The sequence below is a fragment of the Pseudomonas sp. C6002 genome, from assembly GCF_013385805.1.
Lineage (GTDB): Bacteria > Pseudomonadota > Gammaproteobacteria > Pseudomonadales > Pseudomonadaceae > Aquipseudomonas.
Window position 1 is genome coordinate 197,470 of sequence record NZ_JACAPH010000030.1, and the last position, 18,316, is coordinate 215,785.

Annotated in this window: 15 protein-coding genes; 5 read left to right on the forward strand and 10 right to left on the reverse strand. The window is 62.8% G+C overall.

Features of this window, described 5'->3' with window-relative positions; all coding sequences use genetic code 11:
* The first annotated feature begins 89 nt into the window (after window positions 1-89).
* Window positions 90-956, forward strand: a complete 867-nt coding sequence (gene hexR, locus HX817_RS20615; protein ID WP_003213447.1) for a transcriptional regulator HexR — start codon at window positions 90-92, stop codon at window positions 954-956.
* A 222-nt stretch (window positions 957-1,178) separates the two neighbouring features.
* A complete protein-coding gene (locus HX817_RS31410; protein WP_076013218.1) occupies window positions 1,179-1,376 on the forward strand; it encodes a PA3496 family putative envelope integrity protein in 198 nt (65 codons plus the stop codon).
* On the opposite strand, the gene HX817_RS20620 is transcribed toward HX817_RS31410, so the two are convergent.
* Complete coding sequence (locus tag HX817_RS20620) at window positions 1,306-2,280, reverse strand: LysR family transcriptional regulator (protein WP_102604039.1); 975 nt, start codon at window positions 2,278-2,280, stop codon at window positions 1,306-1,308. The two genes, HX817_RS31410 and HX817_RS20620, sit on opposite strands and share 71 nt — an antisense overlap.
* A gap of 194 nt (window positions 2,281-2,474) precedes the next feature.
* Here HX817_RS20620 and HX817_RS20625 point away from each other — a divergent pair, with 194 nt between their 5' ends.
* Window positions 2,475-3,890: an acetyl-CoA carboxylase biotin carboxylase subunit gene (locus HX817_RS20625; RefSeq protein WP_003213442.1), complete on the forward strand. Its 1,416-nt coding sequence runs from the start codon at window positions 2,475-2,477 to the stop codon at window positions 3,888-3,890.
* Between the two features lie 11 nt (window positions 3,891-3,901).
* A complete protein-coding gene (gene oadA / locus HX817_RS20630) occupies window positions 3,902-5,710 on the forward strand; it encodes a sodium-extruding oxaloacetate decarboxylase subunit alpha (RefSeq protein ID WP_003213440.1) in 1,809 nt (602 codons plus the stop codon).
* A 70-nt stretch (window positions 5,711-5,780) separates the two neighbouring features.
* Here oadA and HX817_RS20635 read toward each other — a convergent pair whose 3' ends face one another.
* The 5 genes from HX817_RS20635 to HX817_RS20655 all read right to left on the reverse strand — a co-directional run bounded on the left by HX817_RS20635 (window position 5,781) and on the right by HX817_RS20655 (window position 12,341).
* Window positions 5,781-7,109 (reverse strand): autotransporter domain-containing protein, encoded by a 1,329-nt coding sequence (locus HX817_RS20635; RefSeq protein WP_177040997.1) that lies wholly within the window; start codon window positions 7,107-7,109, stop codon window positions 5,781-5,783.
* A 111-nt stretch (window positions 7,110-7,220) separates the two neighbouring features.
* Complete coding sequence (locus tag HX817_RS20640) at window positions 7,221-10,193, reverse strand: autotransporter domain-containing protein (protein WP_177040999.1); 2,973 nt, start codon at window positions 10,191-10,193, stop codon at window positions 7,221-7,223.
* Window positions 10,194-10,577: 384 nt separating this feature from the next.
* Window positions 10,578-11,249, reverse strand: a complete 672-nt coding sequence (locus HX817_RS20645; protein WP_177020311.1) for a GNAT family N-acetyltransferase — start codon at window positions 11,247-11,249, stop codon at window positions 10,578-10,580.
* 13 nt (window positions 11,250-11,262) lie between these two features.
* A complete protein-coding gene (locus HX817_RS20650) occupies window positions 11,263-11,709 on the reverse strand; it encodes a GNAT family N-acetyltransferase (protein WP_087694598.1) in 447 nt (148 codons plus the stop codon).
* Window positions 11,706-12,341 (reverse strand): FMN-binding negative transcriptional regulator, encoded by a 636-nt coding sequence (locus HX817_RS20655; protein WP_177041001.1) that lies wholly within the window; start codon window positions 12,339-12,341, stop codon window positions 11,706-11,708. Before HX817_RS20655 ends, HX817_RS20650 begins: the two co-directional genes overlap by 4 nt.
* Window positions 12,342-12,431: 90 nt before the next feature.
* Between HX817_RS20655 and HX817_RS20660 the strand changes: the two genes are divergently transcribed.
* Window positions 12,432-13,994: a PLP-dependent aminotransferase family protein gene (locus tag HX817_RS20660; protein ID WP_177041003.1), complete on the forward strand. Its 1,563-nt coding sequence runs from the start codon at window positions 12,432-12,434 to the stop codon at window positions 13,992-13,994.
* Between the two features lie 21 nt (window positions 13,995-14,015).
* Here the strand turns inward: HX817_RS20660 and HX817_RS20665 are convergent, their stop codons facing one another.
* From HX817_RS20665 to HX817_RS20680, 4 genes are all read right to left on the reverse strand, one after another.
* Entirely contained in the window at window positions 14,016-15,107 is a 1,092-nt protein-coding gene (locus HX817_RS20665) for a polyamine ABC transporter substrate-binding protein (RefSeq protein ID WP_093203570.1), read from the reverse strand.
* Complete coding sequence (locus HX817_RS20670) at window positions 15,104-16,138, reverse strand: histone deacetylase family protein (RefSeq protein ID WP_134327548.1); 1,035 nt, start codon at window positions 16,136-16,138, stop codon at window positions 15,104-15,106. The genes HX817_RS20665 and HX817_RS20670 overlap by 4 nt, the downstream gene beginning before the upstream one ends.
* A 154-nt stretch (window positions 16,139-16,292) precedes the next feature.
* Window positions 16,293-17,285, reverse strand: coding sequence for an AraC family transcriptional regulator (locus tag HX817_RS20675; protein ID WP_177041005.1), 993 nt, complete (start codon window positions 17,283-17,285; stop codon window positions 16,293-16,295).
* Window positions 17,286-17,335: 50 nt separating this feature from the next.
* Window positions 17,336-18,313, reverse strand: a complete 978-nt coding sequence (locus HX817_RS20680; RefSeq protein WP_177041008.1) for an asparaginase — start codon at window positions 18,311-18,313, stop codon at window positions 17,336-17,338.
* Window positions 18,314-18,316 lie beyond the last annotated feature (3 nt).

The following is an 18,316-nucleotide window of genomic DNA, read 5'->3' on the forward strand; positions in this document are numbered from 1 at the left end:
TGCATCGAACGGGCAAATCGGTAATTCTTGTAGTATAACTACAAGCTTGCTACATCCCTGGCGTCTGCCAATAACAAGAGTCCAGCCCTTTGAACCTGTTGCAACATATCGCCCAGTCGCGCCACCTGTTACGCAAATCGGAACTCAAGGTTGCCGATCACGTGCTGCTTGACCCTGCGGCCGTGATGCACAGTTCCATGGCCGACCTGGCCCACAGCGTGGGCATCAGCGAGCCGACTATCGTGCGCTTCTGCCGCGCCATTGGTTGCTCCGGTTTCCAGGACTTGAAGCTCAAGCTGGCCCAGAGCCTGGCAGCGGGTGCGAGCTTTGGCCAGTTTGCGATCCACGAAGACGATTCCGTCGCCGACTACAGCCTGAAAATCTTCGACACCACCCTGCACACCCTGATGGAAGTGCGCGAAAAGCTCGACCCGGTGGAGCTGCAAAAAGCCGTGACCGCCATGTCCCAGGCCCAGCGCGTGGAGTTCTATGGTTTCGGCGCGTCCGGCGCGGTGGCGGCGGATGCCCAGCACAAGTTCTTCCGTTTGCTGCTGACGGCGGCGGCCTACAGCGACCCGCACATGCAGGCGATGTCGGCGGTGACGTTGAAGCCCAGCGACGTGGCGATCTGCATTTCCCAGTCCGGCCGCTCCAAGGATTTGCTGATCACCGCCAACCTGGTGCGTGAAAGCGGCGCGACCCTGATTACCCTGTGCCCGAGCCAGACGCCATTGGCAGAGCTGTCGACCGTCAACCTGGCGATCGATGTGCACGAGGACACCGAGATCTACACGCCGCTGACCTCGCGTATCGCCCACCTGGTGGTGATCGACGTGCTGGCGATGGGCGTGGCCATGGCGCGCGGCCCGAGCCTGGTCAACCACCTCAAGAGCGTGAAGCGCAGCTTGCGCAGCCTTCGGTTGTCACCCAAGTCCGTAAAAGCCCTCGACGACTGATAGTTTGTACGCGGACCAATTGTGGGAGCGGGCTTGCTCGCGAATGCGAAGTGTCAGTCACTGAATATGCTGGCTGGCCCACCGCATTCGCGAGCAAGCCCGCTCCCACATTTTGATTGGGTCCTGCCCCGCAAGATTCATCGTCCTGTCATCCCCGTGCCGCCAAACCGTCATTGCCCGAGCCCATCCTGAACTCCCCTTACTCGCATTGGGAGACTCGAAATGGCTCGGCAATACGAAGAAAGCAACAGCACCGTCAAGACCCGCCGCCAGCAGGAAGACCAGCGCCGCATGGCCTTCCGTCGCGCAATTGAAGACCGCTGCGATCAGCGTCAATTGCAACAGAGCATCAGTGACTATCCGGAACTCCACTGGCAGGCACCCGCAGCTGCCCAGCGAAGCGCTCAGCCAGCGCGCTGATCTGCAGCCGCTCGCTGCGGATAAAGCCCAGGAATGCATGGGCCACCGGTGACAGGCGCTTGGCCTTGGCCTGCACCAGGCACCAACTGCGGTACAGCGGCAGTTCTTCCACCGGCAGCTCCCTGAGCCCGCCGGTGGCCAGTTCCAGGTTGACCGCGTGGCGCGTCAGCAGCGCCACGCCCAACCCGGCGGTCACGCACTCGCGCTGCGCCTCGGCCGAAGACACTTCCACCGTCTGGGTGAAGTGCACGCGCTTCTCCTTGAAATACTCCTCGCACGCCATCCGCGTCCCGGACCCCGGCTCGCGCAACAGCAGCGTGTAAGGCTCAAGGTCCTGCAGGCGCAACGGCCCTTGATGGCTCAGCGGATGATCGTGGGGCGCCACCGCGACAATCGGGTTGTTCAGGAACGGCAGGAATTCCAGGCCCATGTCCTGGGGCACCATCGACATGATCACCAGGTCGTCGCGGTTGTCTGAAAGCCGGCGAATCACTTGGGCGCGGTTGACCACCGTCAGGTGCAGGTTGACCTCCGGATGCTGGCGCTTGAAGGCGGCAAACAGGTGCGGTACGAAGTACTTGGCGCTGGATTCCACCGCCAGTTTCAGCTGGCCCTGCAACGAGCCCTGCATGTCGGAGAGCTGCATATCGAGGTTTTCCAGGCGGCCGAAAATGTCCCGGCTGGCCCGTTGCAAGGCTTCAGCAGCTTCAGTCATATAGAGCTTTTTGCCGACGTAATCGAACAATGGCTGGCCCAGCAGCTCCTCCAGCTGCTTGATTTGTAGGCTAACGGCCGGTTGCGTGAGGGACATTTCCTCGGCTGCGCGGCTGTAGGAACGCAAATCACAGACTTCATTGAAAATCTGCAATTGACGCAATGTCATACGCATCAATGACTTACGCATAGTTCAAGCACTCCCACCGACCCTTGATGCGACGACTATAAGTCTTTGCTTATACACAACCCAATAATTATTGATTTTTGTTAATCCATGCAGGGGCATAGTGTGTGTCACGCGACTGCCATGAAACATTTGGTCACGCGCCGACCCGCTTCCAGGGTCGAAGTAGGTAGCAATCGGCTCAAGGGAATTTCCAAGTGATAAAAAAGATCCTGATCGCCAACCGTGGTGAGATTGCCGTACGTATCGTGCGTGCCTGCGCCGAGATGGGCATTCGTTCGGTCGCGGTCTATTCCGATGCCGATCGCCATGCCCTGCATGTAAAGCGTGCAGATGAAGCCCACAGCATCGGTGCCGAGCCATTGGCTGGTTACCTGAACCCGCGCAAGCTGGTGAACCTGGCGGTGGAAACCGGTTGCGACGCGCTGCACCCCGGCTACGGCTTCCTCTCGGAAAACGCTGAGCTGGCAGACATTTGCGCCGAACGTGGGATCAAGTTCATCGGCCCGTCCGCAGAAGTGATTCGCCGCATGGGCGACAAGACTGAAGCCCGCCGCAGCATGATCAAGGCCGGCGTACCGGTCACCCCGGGCACCGAAGGCAACGTTGCCGACATCGCTGAAGCCCTCACCGAAGGCGACCGCATTGGTTACCCGGTGATGCTCAAGGCCACCTCCGGTGGTGGCGGTCGCGGTATCCGTCGCTGCAACAGCCGTGAAGAACTCGAACAAGCCTTCCCCCGGGTAATTTCCGAAGCCACCAAGGCCTTCGGTTCGGCGGAAGTGTTCCTGGAAAAATGCATCGTCAATCCCAAGCACATCGAGGCGCAGATCCTCGGTGACAGCTTCGGCAATGTGGTGCACCTGTTCGAGCGCGATTGCTCGATCCAGCGCCGTAACCAGAAGCTGATCGAGATCGCCCCTAGCCCCCAGCTGACCCCTGAACAGCGTGCCTACATCGGCGACCTGTCGGTGCGCGCGGCCAAGGCCGTGGGCTACGAGAACGCCGGCACCGTTGAGTTCCTGCTCGCCGAGGGCGAGGTGTACTTCATGGAGATGAACACCCGGGTGCAGGTGGAACACACCATTACCGAAGAAATCACCGGCATCGACATTGTGCGTGAGCAGATCCGCATTGCGTCGGGCCTGCCGCTGTCGGTCAAGCAGGAAGACATTCAGCACCGGGGTTTTGCGTTGCAGTTCCGCATCAACGCCGAAGACCCGAAGAACAACTTCCTGCCCAGCTTCGGCAAGATCACCCGTTACTACGCACCCGGCGGTCCCGGCGTGCGTACCGACACGGCGATCTACACCGGCTACACCATCCCGCCGTTCTACGACTCGATGTGCCTGAAGCTGGTGGTGTGGGCGTTGACCTGGGAAGAAGCCATGGACCGCGGCCTGCGCGCCCTGGACGACATGCGCCTGCAAGGCGTGAAGACCACCGCCGCCTATTACCAGGAAATCCTGCGCAACCCGGAATTCCGCAGCGGCCAGTTCAACACCAGTTTTGTGGAAAGCCACCCTGAGCTGACCAACTACTCGATCAAGCGCAAACCCGAAGAGCTGGCCCTGGCCATCGCCGCCGCCATCGCCGCCCACGCAGGCCTGTGAGGAATATAAGAATGAGCAAGAAGATCTTCGTAACCGACACCATCCTGCGCGACGCCCACCAATCGTTGCTGGCGACCCGCATGCGCACCGACGACATGCTGCCGATCTGCGACAAGCTCGACAAAGTCGGCTACTGGTCCCTGGAAGTCTGGGGCGGCGCGACCTTCGACGCCTGCGTACGCTTCCTGAAAGAAGACCCGTGGGAGCGCCTGCGCAAACTGCGCGCGGCGTTGCCCAACACGCGCCTGCAAATGCTGCTGCGTGGCCAGAATCTGTTGGGCTACCGCCACTACAGCGACGATGTGGTCAAAGCCTTCGTCGCCAAGGCCGCTGTCAACGGTATCGATGTGTTCCGCATCTTCGACGCGATGAACGACGTGCGTAACCTGCGAGTGGCCATCGAAGCGGTAAAAGCCGCCGGCAAACATGCCCAGGGCACCATCGCCTACACCACCAGCCCGGTGCACACCATCGAGGCGTTCGTGGCCCAGGCCAAGCAAATGGAAGCCATGGGTTGCGACTCGGTGGCGATCAAGGACATGGCCGGCCTGCTGACGCCATACGCCACCGGCGAGCTGGTCAAGGCGCTGAAGGCCGAGCAGAGCCTGCCGATCTTCATCCACTCCCACGACACTGCGGGCCTGGCTTCGATGTGCCAGCTCAAGGCCATCGAAAACGGTGCCGACCATATCGACACCGCTATCTCCAGCTTCGCCTGGGGCACCAGCCACCCGGGTACCGAGTCGATGGTCGCGGCCCTCAAAGGCAGCGAATTCGACACCGGCCTGAGCCTGGAACTGCTGCAGGAAATCGGTTTGTACTTCTACGCCGTGCGCAAGAAGTACCACCAGTTCGAAAGCGAATTCACCGCCGTCGACACCCGCGTGCAAGTCAACCAGGTACCGGGCGGGATGATTTCCAACCTGGCCAACCAGCTGAAAGAGCAGGGCGCGCTGAACCGCATGAGCGAAGTGCTGGCCGAAATCCCGCGGGTTCGTGAAGACCTTGGCTTCCCGCCGCTGGTCACCCCGACTTCGCAGATCGTCGGTACCCAGGCGTTCTTCAACGTGCTGGCCGGCGAGCGCTACAAGACCATCACCAACGAAGTGAAGCTGTACCTGCAAGGCGGCTACGGCAAGGCGCCGGGCATCGTGAATGAAAAACTGCGGCGCCAGGCCATCGGCAGCGAAGAGGTGATCGACCATCGCCCGGCAGATCTGCTGAAGCCGGAAATGACCAAGTTGCGCGGCGAAATCGGCGCGTTGGCCAAGTCCGAAGAAGACGTACTGACCTACGCGATGTTCCCGGACATCGGGCGCAAATTCCTTGAAGAGCGCGACGCTGGCACCTTGAGCCCTGAAGTGCTGTTGCCGATTCCTGAAGCCGGCGGCGTGGCCCGTGCCGGTGGCGAAGGTGTGCCGACCGAGTTCGTGATCGACGTGCACGGCGAAAGCTATCGCGTGGACATCACCGGGGTGGGCGTCAAGGCCGAAGGCAAGCGCCACTTCTACCTGTCCATCGACGGCATGCCGGAAGAAGTGGTGTTCGAGCCGCTCAACGAGTTTGTCAGCAGTGGCGGCAGCAAGCGCAAGCACGCCACCGCGCCAGGCCATGTCAGCACGGCGATGCCGGGCAACATCGTCGACGTGCTGGTCAAGGAAGGCGACGTGGTGAAGGCCGGCCAGGCTGTGTTGATCACTGAAGCGATGAAGATGGAGACCGAAGTACAGGCGTCGATCGCCGGCAAGGTCACCGCCGTACACGTGGCCAAGGGCGACCGGGTCAACCCGGGTGAAATCCTGATTGAAATCGAAGGCTGATCAACAGCCTTCGAAACTACCGCTTAAACCTCGGGGGGGCATGTGCCCCCTTTTTTTTCGCCCGCAATAATCAGAACGCCAGGGTCCACTGGCCCAGCAAACCCTGGTTACGGCTGTGGGTGCCGACCTCGGCGGTATAGGCCAGGCCCACGGTGTGCCGGGTCGACAGCGCCAGGTCCACCCCGGTGTGCAGCGCCAGGCTGTCGCGGTCCAGGGAGGTGCCTTCGATGGTGAAGTCACTGTTGAAGCCCGGCCGTTTTACCCACGCGGAGGACTGGCGCACGGTGCTGCTCACGTCACCGTAGAGGTGCTTCCAGCCTGTGCTCAGGTGCGGCTTGAGGGCCATCTGGTTGTCCAGCGTAAAGGCACTGGCCAGGCGCAAGCCGAAGGTGCTGCTGAGGTTTTCCTGGGTCTGGGCGCCGACATTCAGCGCTGTAAAGCCGCCTTTTTCCTTGTAGCGGTCGCGGTGATAGCGCTGGTAGCCGATCCCCGCATAGGGTTCGATGCTGAAACTGCCCTTGTCCAGTTGATAGCCCAGCTCGGCGAAAGCGTTCTGGCTTTGGGCGTTGTATTTGCCTTTGGACTGCTCGCGGCGCTCGACGAAATCAAAGTCTACGGTGCGTTGGGTTTGGCCGGCATGGCTGCTGTAGATCGCCCCCAGGCGCAGTGCAAGGGGGCCGTCCTGACGCACGGCGTAACCGCCGAGGTGCCAGCTGTCCAGTTCGCCCTTGAAGCGTTTGGCGTTCAGGTCGCTGGCGGACTTGGCGCCCATCACACCCACCCGCCAGGCATCGTCCACTGCCCAGTCGCCGCCCAGCATCAGGCCTTGGGTGTGTTGCTGCAGGCCCACGCTACCGTGCTGTCCTTCAAGCTTGCCAGCGTTGCCCAGGGCCTGGAACCATACGTGGCCATTGCCTTCGGCATCCGTAAGGTTGCGTTCGTCGCCTGTCCGGCGCATGACTGAAAGCAGGCTGCTGTTGAGCTGTTTCATGCTGTCTTGAGTGGCGGCGCCAAGGTTGGCGTTCTGGCTGCCTGCCAGTTGCTCCAGAACTGCACCCACACGGCCCGGTGCCAGCCTGCCAAGTTCCCGGGCGATATTGTCCAGTTCGTACTCCTCCCAGTCATTGAGTTCGCCCGACTTGATGAGGGTGTCCACCGCAGAGTCCAGTACGCGGGCAACCTGCTGGCCGTTACGGGTGGTGGCGTGGTCGGTAAAGTTAAAGTCGGGAGTGGGCTTGGGTGGCTTGGGGCGCTGGTGGCCTTGCTGGCCGGCCTCTGGCGCCGGGATGAACCACTCGCTGTCTGGATCGATGTCCCCTCGCGCCTGGACGAATTGAGCGTTGGTGGCACCCAGCGCGAAGGTGATGGCGAGTGCGAGTTGTTTCTGAAGGAGTGGCATGCAGGTCCGACCTCTTGATGTATGAGGTCGGGAAATCTAGCGGGGTAAAGGGCGGATAAATGTCAGGCCATCCACCCTTTGCCTGCCAGAGATGTCTCTAGTGGGCCGCGATTAAAAACTCATCTGCCATTGCCCGATCAGCCCGTGATTGCGGCTGTTACTGCCTATTTCGCCGCTGTAGCCCACGCCGAGGGTATGGCGTGCCGACAGGCCTACATCCAGCCCGGCTTCCAGCAACAGGCTGTCGCGGTCCAGGGCGCTGCCTTCGACGTTGAACGCGGTGCCGCCCATCAGGAAGGCCTGGCGGGTGCTGCTGTCCACGTCACCGTAGGTGTGTTTCCAGCCGGCGCTGACCCGCGGCGTGAGACTGATGCCGTTGTCCAGCTGGCTCAAGTGCGCCAGGCGCAGGCCGAAGGTGCTGCTGAAATTGTCCTGGGTTTGCCCTTCGACATGCAGGGCGGCGGCGCCGCCTTTTTCGTTGTAGCTGTCGCGGTGGTAGCGCTGGTAGCCGAGGTTGGCGAACGGCTCGGCGCTCAGGCGCCCGCTGCCCATGGCATAACCCAGTTCGGCGAAGGCTTGTTGGCTGTTGGCGTCGTAGTCACCTTTGGGGCGATCGTTGAAACCGTCAAAGGCCACCGTACGTTTACTGTCTCCCTGGTGCCCGCTGTACGCAGCACCCAGGCGCAAGGCCAGCGGTCCGCTCTGGCGCATGGCGTAGACGCCGGCGTGCCAGCTGTCGACGCTGCCGTCGACGCCGGTGGTGTCCAGGTCGGTCTTCGAATAACCGCCCAGCACGCCCACGCGCCAGTCCGAATCGAGCGCCCAATCGGCCCCCAGCACGCTGCCTTTGGTGCGCTGGGTCAGGCCATTGCTGCCGTGGTCGCCGTCGAGCTTGCCGTAGCTGCCGATACCTTGCAGCCACAGGCGGCCCCGGGCATTGGGGTCGTTGAGGTTACGGGCTTCGGCGGGTACGCCGGTGGCGGCCAGTACGGGTGTGTCTTTTTGATCAAGGCCCACCAGCAGTCCGGCACCGCCGCCCAGTTGGTGCATGGCGTTCAACATGCTGTTGCCGACCTGGGCGCTGGCGCCGAGGGTGGCACTGGTCAGGTTGGCGGTGCTGCTGCCGGCCAATTGCTCGATGGCGGCACCGGCGCTGCTGTTGGTGGTGTTGAGCAAGGCGTTGTACAACGCGTTGTTCTTGCCCAGGCTCGCCAGGGCGTTGGCGGCGCGGGTGCCGTTGCCGGTGTTGGCGAACTGATTGAACGCCACGTCATTGCGGGAATAGGTCAGGCCGACCTGGGTAGGGCTGTAATCCAGTGTGGGGGTGAGGAAGGCATAGTCGCTGGTGACCTTGCCGAACGTGCCATTGATGCTGCCGGCCTGCAGTACCGTGTAGTGGCTCTGCCACGGGTAGGTGCCGGTGCCGGGATAGACCGCCAGGGTCGCGCCATTCAGGTACGCGGTGCCGCCGACCTGGACCGGTGCGCTGCTGCCGTCGGCGTTCACGCCATAGGCCAGGGTCGAGCCGCTGGTCATCGTCAGGTCGCGGGTGATGCTGGCGGTGCCGAGGGCGGTGCTGGTCTGCAAGGTGCCTTTGACCAACAGGCTGCCGACACTGCCGCCACCGGCATAGATACCGCCTTCATCGACGGTCAGGTTGCCAGCGATCCCACCCTGGTTGATCAGCTTGGCGCCGCTGAAAATCTCGCCGCCGTCGCTGAAGTCGCCGCTGCCGGTGAGGGTCCAGGTGCCTTGCTTCACGTCCAGCCATTCGAAGTTGCGGCTGTCGCCGAAACTGCCGCCGGCGGCGTCGTCCATGATCACGCGGTCATATCCGGTGCCGCCATCCACCACGCCGACAAAGCGGCTGCCGCCGAGCAGGGTCAGCGTGTCATCGCCGCCGCCCAAATCCAGGGCCAGGCCGTTGCTGCCGCTGATCAAGCCGGCGTTGACCACCGTGTCGGCAAACTCGCCGACGAACTTCACGCCGAAGCCGTTCAGGCCCTGAATGGTGCCATGGTTGATCAGGGTGGTTGCAGCAAGTCCCGGGCCGTCGCTGCCGTCGTCCACCAGCACCGCGTTGTTGGCACCGCTTACCAATGCACCCACGCCGTTGAACACGTAGCCACCGCCGAGGGCGATGCCTTCGCTGCCGTTGGCAAAGCCGTTCTTGTCGACACCGCCGGCGCCGACGCCCTGGATGATGCCGTAGTTTTCAATGTGGGCGATCTTGTCGATGTCCACGCCGTCACCATCGCCGTCCGGCTGCAGTCCGGAGAATGCGCCGGTAATAGTGCCGTGGTTGATCACCGTGCCATCGCCGTCGGAACCAAAACCCGAGCCGTTGCGGCCGATTACCGTGCCGTAGTTGGTCAGCGTGGCGCCCAGGTCGGTGGTGATGCCGTGGCGGCCGCCGGAGATGAGGCCGTAGTTGGTGACGGTCACGCCAGTAGCGGAGTCGATGTCGACGCCGTCGAATTTGTCATCGCGCGAGTGGGTGTCGCCGGTGGAAATCTCGCCGTAGTTGGTGATCGTAGCGTTGCCGCCGGTCTTCATGCCGTCGCTGGCGTCGCCGCGAATCAGCCCGCCCTGGCGGTTGATGATAGTGGTGGTGACGTTGGAGCTGCGGATCGCATCCAGGTCCAGCCCTTGGCCGGTGGCGGAGCGAATGGTGCCGTTGTTGTCGATCAACAGGCTGCCGCTGGCGAAGTTGCTGTCGATGCGCAGCGCGTCGTTGGCGCCCTGGATCACGCCGCCGGCTCGGTTGTAGATGCTGTAGTTGCGCGTACCGGTGAGGCTGCCGCTGCTGTCGATGGCCCGGCCACCCGTGGAGGTAATGCTGCCGGAGTTGTCGATCACCACGCCATTGTCGCGGGTGCCGTCCTTCAGGGTCACGGCCACTTTGCTGGTGGTGATGCTGCCGGGTGCCGAGATCGTCAGCGAGTCACTGCCGCCCAGGGTTTGCCCGGTGGTGGTCGGTGTGTCGATCTGCAATGTCTTGGGTGGGGTCGGGGCTGCGTCAGCAAAGCCGCTGCCCACCAGCAGGCCGAGGGTGAGTACGAGGCGCTGGGGTGACGGAGGCATGGCAGACGTCCTTATTTTTGGAAAAGAGTCGACCTGTATAGCGGAGGTTTTTTACAGAATGATGGCGGGGAGGTTACTGAGGTGGTGCGTCGTTTGGGGGGAGGTCACCATGCTGAACCAAATGTCGATGTGCACGTGCGTACTCTGGTGTATATCGAACACGGCGAGGGCAATCAGACGCTCAAGTCGTTGAATGCGGCGCTCAGGCCGTTTGGGTTGAAGATGGGCGGGGTTGGCTGAGCACAAGGCTCGGATACGCTGAAGATACAATGTGGGAGCCGGGCTTGCCCGCGATGACGGTGGGTCAGTCAATACATTTGTGACTGATACACCGCTTTCGCGAGCAAGCCCGCTCCCACATTTGTCAGGGGGTGGCAGGGTGGCTTAGGTACGGCACTCCACCAGCGTTTTCAACTGTCCCGAACCGGTCTGGTTTGCATCCGACAGCCACGCTTCAAACCCGGCCCCAATCGCCGGCCATTCCCCATCCAGGATCGAATACCACGCCGTATCCCGGTTCTTTCCCTTCACTACGGTGTGCTGGCGAAACACCCCTTCAAAACTGAAACCCAAACGCTCGGCGGCGTTTTTGGAGCGGGCGTTGGCGTTGTTGCACTTCCACTCCAGGCGGCGATTGCCCAGCTCAAACGAGTGCCTGGCCAGCAGGTACACCGCCTCGGTGCTTTTCGGTGAGCGTTGCATCGGGGCACCGAAGGTCACGTGGCCGATTTCAATGCGGCCTTGCTCGGGCACGATGGACATCAGGCTGAGGATGCCTTGCACCTCGCCGCTGGCCTTGTCGATCACGCTGAAGAAGTACGGGTCGCTGTGGGACGCGTGGTTGTTCAGCCAGGCATCGAAGGCGGCGCGCTCGGGGAATGGGCCGTAAGGCAAATAGTCCCACAGCTTCGGATCCGCGCCGGGGCCTTGCAGGGCGTTGAACAGGTCATCGCCGTGGCGGGCCGGGTCGAGTTTTTCCAGGCGCACGAAGCGCCCTTCGATAAGGGTGACGGTGGGCGCCGGGACACCTTTCCAGTCGGCCAATGATGTCGTCATGCTGTGCTTCTCCTTAAAGACCTTTGCGAAACTGGATAAAACCGGGGCGTTCGGCGATGCGTTCGTACAGCTGGATGGCGGTGGCGTTGGTCTCGTGGGTCAGCCAGTGGACCTTGCAGCAACCGTCGGCCTTGGCGGTGGCGTAGACGAATTCGATCAGCTTGCGGCCGACGCCGGTGCCGCGCTGGGCCGGATCTACCAGCAAATCCTGCAAGTAGCAGGAGTTCTCGATGCTCCAGTTGGAACGGTGGTAGATGAAATTGACCATGCCTATGGCCTTGCCGTCTTGCCAGGCCAGGGCCGAGTGGGTCGGCTCATTGGCGTCGATCAAGCGTTGCCAGGTGTTCTGGCTGACGGCGTCGGGCAGCTCGGTGTTGTAGAAGCGCAGGTAGGCTTGCCACAGGGGCAACCAAGCGGCGTGGTCGGCGGCGCTGACCTGGCGGATTTCGATCTGGCTCATGATGGCTCCTTGGGAATAAAGCGGGCGAGGGTCTGGTCGCGTACGTCGGTGCTGGCGGCCAGGCCGTCGCGAACACCGGCGATGTCCGCCGGGCTGCGGTTCTGGCTGAGTTTGCGTTTGCCTTCCAGGCGCTGGATCGGCAGGGCAAAGCCGACAATGGCCTTGAGCATGCCGTCGATGTAGTCGGCCGGGGCGTCGCTGACTTTCCAGGGTTGGGCGCGATTGCCTTCATGGCGGTCGGTGAGGGCGCTGACCAGTTCGAGCAGGCGCTCGGCGTCGGTGAACACTTCGCCGGTGCCGTAGGCGTGTACCGCGATGTAATTCCAGGTCGGCACCACTTTGCCGTGTTCGGCCTTGGCCGGGTAGAACGACGGACTGACGTAGGCCTCGGCGCCGGCAAAAATCACCAGGGCCTCGCCGCCATTTTGCAGGTCCTGCCATTGGCGATTGGCCTTGGCCATGTGCCCGTAAAGGGTGCCGTTGGGCCCTTCACCCGGGTTGAGCAGCAGCGGCAAATGGCTGGCTTGCAGGCCTTGTTCGCCCAAGGTCACCAGTTGCGCCAGGCGCGTGTGCTGGATCAGTTGCTGGATTTCAGGCAAGTCATCGAGGGCAAAGGCGCGTGGTGTGTACATGAAGATTTTCCTTGGCGAATGCCTGCATCCTAGGCAGGCTATTGGTTCGTTGTAAGAGCCATCTACAGTCAATTTTATAGGTCCAATTCCATGCCTGCGTTAGAACCACCGCTCTCGTTCAACCCGGCGGGTATCGAGTTGGACCGCCGCCAGGGACTCACCCGCCAGCTCTATCAGGCGCTGCGCCAGCGGGTACTGGATGGCCGGTTAGTCAGTGGCACCCGGCTCCCCGCCAGCCGTGACCTGGCGGCGGCACTGTCGATCTCGCGCAACAGTGTGGTTCGCGCCTACGACCAACTGTATGCCGAAGGATTTATCGAAGGCCGCGTGGGTGATGGCACCTATGTGGCGCAATTGCCGCAGACGCCGACGCCCGCAAAAAAACTATCCACAAAAGTGTCCACAGGGTTATCAACAGGCTTATCCCCAGGTTTATCCACAAAACGGCCGGAGTTACCTGTGTTTTCGTCCAGTCAAGTTATCCACAGCGGTGCGCTGGCGCGGGTGGAAAACAATCATTTGGCGCTTCCGCCCAGTGGTCCGCCGAGGGCTTTCAGGGTGGGCGTACCGGCTTTCGATCTGTTCCCGTTTGACGTGTGGGCCAAGCTGAATGCGGCTTTCTGGCGCAAGCCGGACTTGCAGCAGTTGTGTTACGGCGACCCGGCGGGCGACGCGCGCCTGCGTGGATTGATTGCGGCCTATCTACGCAGTTCTCGCGGCATGCAGTGCACGGCTGAGCAAATAGTGATCACCAGTGGCGCGCAGCAGGCAATCAGCCTTTGTGCACAGCTGCTGGTGGAGCCCGGCGATGAGGTTGCCATCGAGAATCCGGGGTATCGGGCAGCAGGCCATGCGTTCGCGGTGGCGGGTGGCCAATTGCATGGCGTGACGGTGGACAGCGAGGGCATCGACTGCGCTGCCTTGAACCGCCTCGGCGGTTGCCGCCTGGCCTACGTCACCCCGTCCCATCAATACCCCACCGGCGTGGTGATGAGCCTGGCCCGGCGCCTGGAACTGCTGGCCTGGGCCGAGCGTACGGGCGGCTGGATCGTCGAGGATGACTACGACGGTGAGTACCGCTACAGCGGCGCGCCCCTGGCGCCACTGGCGGCCCTCGATCGCACGGGGCGGGTGCTGTATGTCGGGACTTTCGGCAAGGTGGCCTTTCCGGCGCTGCGCCTGGGCTACCTGGTGTTGCCGGTCGGCCTGGTCCAGGCCTTTGCCCGGCGCCGCGCGGTGGATGTGCGCCACTCGGAAGTCAGCACCCAGGCGGTGATGGCGGAGTTCATGGCGACCGGGCATTTCCAGCGTCATGTACGCCGCATGCGCCGCGCCGCGCAGAGCCGGCTCAATGCGCTATTGGCCGAATGGCCCGCCGGCGTTGAAGGTGTTGGCCGCCTGCCGTCGGTGGCGGCCGGGCTGCACCTGACCGTGCGGGTCGACAGCCTGGCGCGGGAACAGGCGCTGATCCAACAGGCGGCGGCAGTGGGTGTGGAGGTCAATGGCTTGAGCAGCTATTGGCTGCCGGAGTCACTCACGCCCCAGGATCAGCGTGCCGGATTGGTGTTGGGGTTTGCTGCCGTGCCCGAGGCGCAGATCAGCCAGGCGTTGAAGCGCTTGGGCCAGGTTTGGCGCGCGCCGGTTGCGCACTGAGGCGCAACCGGCGGCAACCGATCAGGTGCCGGACTTGATCTTGGTCCAGGCGCGGGTCCTGGCTCGTTCGGCGTCACGTCCCAGGGGCTTGAGGGTATACAGCGTGGCCATGGCCGCCTCGGTCGGGTACAGGTTGGGGTTGTTGCGAATCGCCGGATCCACCAACCCGGTGGCGTCCTTGTTGGGGTTGGGGTAACCGACAAAATCGCTGATCGGCGCGATCACGCCCGGTTGCAGCAGGTAGTTGATAAAGGCGTAGGCGTCTTCCGGGTCCTTGGCGCCTTTGGGGATGGCAAGCATGTCGAACCAGATCGGCGCGCCTTCTTTGGGTAGCCGCATGTCCACGGTCACACCGTTCTTGGCTTCCTTGGCGCGGTTGGCGGCCTGGGAGAAGCTGCCGGAATAGCCGACCGCCACGCAGATGTCGCCGTTGGCAATGTCAGCCATGTACTTGGACGAATGGAAATAGGTGATGTACGGGCGGATCTTCATCAGCAGTGCTTCGGCTTTGACATAGTCCGCCGGGTTGCTGCTGTTGGGGTCCAGGCCCAGGTGTTGCAATGCCAAGGGCAGGATTTCCGACGGCGAATCCAGCAGCGCCACGCCGCATTGCTTGAGCTTGCTGATGTTCTCGACGTTGAAGATCAGGTCCCAGCTGTCCACGGGGGCGTTCGCCCCCAGCGCGGCCTTGACCTTGTCCGGGTTGAAGCCGATCAGGATGGTGCCGTACATGTAGGGCACGGCGAATTTATTGCCGGGGTCGTTGGCCTCGATCAGCTTCATCAACTTGGGATCGAGGTGGTTCCAGTTGGGCAGTTTGCTGCGGTCCAGCGGCTGGAACACCGAGGCTTCGATCTGCTTGGCCAGGAACACGTTGGAGGGCACGACCACGTCATAGCCGGAGTTGCCGGTCAGCAGCTTGGCCTCCAGGGCTTCGTTGGTGTCGAAGATGTCGTAGACCAGCTTGACGCTGGGGTTCTGCGCCTTGAAATCCTCCAGGGCCTTGGGCGTGATGTAGTCGAACCAGTTGTAGACCCGCAGGGTTCTTTCTTCGGCGTGCGCGGCCCCGCTCAGCACGGCGGCGCAGAGGACGAGATGCTTGAGCATGTTCATTGGGCGAATCCCTCAAAACCTTCGAGAACGTTGACGGCATTGATGCCGATTTCTTCCACGGCGTAGCCGCCTTCCATCACAAACAGCGTCGGTTTGCCGAGGCGGGCGATTCGCGCACCCATCGCCAGGTAGTCGGGGCTGTCGAGCTTGAACTGGGAGATCGGGTCGTCCTTGAAGGTGTCGACGCCCAGCGAGACCACGATGATGTCGGCGCCGTAGCGCTCGATATCCCCGCAGGCCTGCTCCAGCGCGGCGCTCCAGCGGTCCCAGCCAGAACCTGCGGGCAGCGGGTAATTGAAGTTGAAACCTTCACCGGCGCCTTCGCCCAACTCGTCGGCGTAGCCCAGGAAGAACGGAAATTCCGCCTCCGGATGGCCGTGGATCGAGGTGAACAGCACATCGTCGCGCTCGTAGAAAATCGACTGGGTACCGTTGCCGTGGTGGTAGTCCACGTCGAGGATGGCCACCTTTGTGTGGCCCTGGTCGAGAAACGCCTGGGCTGCGATGGCCGCGTTGTTGAGGTAGCAATATCCGCCCATCAAGTCGCTGGCGGCGTGGTGCCCGGGCGGACGGCACAGGGCGAAGGCACTGCGGGCGCCTTGCTGGATCGCCTGTTGCGCGGTGAGTGCAACTTGCGCCGCGCTGTAGGCCGCTTGCCAGGTGCCGGCGGTGATCGGCGCGCCGCCGTCGAAACTGTAATAGCCGAGCTGGCCGTGCAGGCTGGTGGGGATGACCCGGCGCAAGGTGCGGGCGGGCCAAGTGTAGGGCAGCAAGTCTCCGTCCTGGCCAAATGCCGTCCAGCGTTGCCAGGCGCCTTTGAAGAAGTCCAGGTACGCGGGGCTGTGAATACGTTGCAGCGGCGCCAGGCCAAAATCCTCAGGCGCTTGCACCGGGCCCAGTTCGCGGTCCTTGACCCGTTGCAACACATGGTCGGCGCGCGCGGGCATTTCAAAACAGGGCATCAGTTGCCCGTCCATCAACTCGCACCGGCCATGGTGCAGGTGGTGATCGTCCGAGTAGATCGTCAGCATATTGTTGTTCTCCGCAGGCTGAATCGGTGAGTCCAGTCTTGCGGCGGGTGGGATTAATGAGAATGGCAGGAGCGGCCAAAAGGGGATAAATATGGCCAAAGTGTGTGACCGCAATTCGCCCCGAAATGGCGCGGCCGTGCCCCAGCAAGTGGCTTCAGGGGCGGAACTGGCTGGGTGCGACGCCGCTCCAGCGAACAAAGGCGTGACGGAAACTCGCGGTTTCGCTGAAGCCCAGCGCCTCGGCAATTCGGTAAATGGGCAGCTCATCCTCGCCCAGCAATCGCTTGGCCCGCTCGAAGCGTAGCTCGTCCAGCAACTCCTGATAGCTGCAGCCCAAGTCATGCAGGTGCCGGCGTAGCGTGCGCGGGGAGCAGTTCATCTGCTCGGCCAGGCCGTCGAGGCCCGGCGCGGCGCTGAGTTGGCTGGCGAGCAGGTGGCGAATCTTGCCCAGCCAGGCCTGGCGCCCGGTGAACTCGGTGTTTTGCTTGCGGCAGCGCTCAGCCATGGCCTGGTGGGTGACGGCGTCGGCTAATGGCAGGGGCTGGTCCAGCCAGCTTCGGTCGAAGGCAAACGCGTTGGCGATGGCGCCGAATTGCAGCGGGCAGGCAAAGATTTCGGCGTACCGTGCGCGGTAATCCGGGGCGTCGTGTTCAAAGCGCGCCCCCAGCAGCGGCAGGGCACGCCCCAGCAAGTCGTCGCAGATCACTTTCAACGAGGCCAGGCAGAGTTCGACGTTGAACATTTCCAGCGCCGGATTTTCCCGGTAATCCGCGGCGCTGAACCAGATGCGCGTGCCGTCTTCCTCAAGGTCCAGCTCGAAAAGTGTTCCCAGCAGCGCCGGATACCGCAGCGCCAGGCGCAAAGCGTCACCGAAGGTGGCACTGGTGAGCAGTGCGTAACCGAGCATGCCATAGGAAGAAACGTGCATTTGCCGGCCCAGCTCCAGGCCGATATCCCGGCGCAGGGCTACGGCGTTGGCGCACACGCGCATCTCCTGGTTGGTGGTGATGCGGGTGTCGGCGCGGATCAAGTCCGCCGCGCAGATACCGCTGCCGGCCAGCAAGGCCTCGGCGGGTTGGCCTTCGGCCTTGAAGGTATTGAGCACCAACGAGACGGCATTGAGGGTGGTGAGGTGGGAGTGCAACATGGGTACTTCCAGCCAGGGGATGGCTGGAAGAGGAGCAAGTTATATGCCGGTCAGCTCAGTTCGCCGCACAGGTCGAGTTCGACCAGGCGGCGGATTTCGGCGGTGTCCAGCCCGGCGCCGATCAACGCATTGAGCTTGCCGAACGCGGCTTCACGGGTCATCCCGCCACCTGACAACACCCCGACGCCCCGCAAGCGGCTGCCGGCCTCGTACACGTCCAGCTCCACACCGCCTTCATGGCATTGGGTGATTGCCACCACGACCACGCCGTTATCCTGTGCGTGCTGCAGGCTGGCGAGGAACTGCAGGTTGTCGCTCGGCCCGGTGCCGCTGCCGAAACATTCCAGCACCAGCGCCTGGATGCCGCTGTCGATCAACGCGTCCAATTGCGCGGCGGCGATGCCCGGCACCAGTGGCAGCACGCCCACATTGACCAGCGCCTTGGGCTGGCGGTAATGCAGCGCCGCCGGAATCATGTCCGCCTTGGCGACGCCGCCGTTACGCTGCAACGCGGCAAACGGATGGCGACCAAAACTGCGGATCTTCGCGCAACGGGTCGGGGCCATCAGTGCACCGTGGAAGTACAGTTGCACGCCCGGCGCCAGGCCAGCGCCCAGGGCTGCCAGCGCGCCGCTGACGTTTTCCCAGGCATCGCTGTCGGGCACACCGGCCGGCAGCATCGAGCCGGTAAACAGCACCGGCGCGGGCAGGCCCAGCAGTTGGAAACTCATGGCCGCGGCGCTGTAGGCCAGGGTGTCGGTGCCGTGCAGCACCAGTACGGCGTCGCAACCCTCGTCCACCGCCTCAACCACGGCGGCGCGCAGGCGCTGCCAATAGGCGGGGGTCATGTTCGCACTGTCGATCAGCGGGGACATTTCCCGAAAGCGCCAGGCTGGCATATTCAGTTGGGCGAGGGCTTCGCTCATGCGCGCTTCAAACCCCGAAGCGGGGGCCAGGCCGTTGGCGCTGGCCTGCATGCCGATGGTGCCGCCGGTGTAGAGCACCATGACGTTGTTGGCTGGTTGCATTGA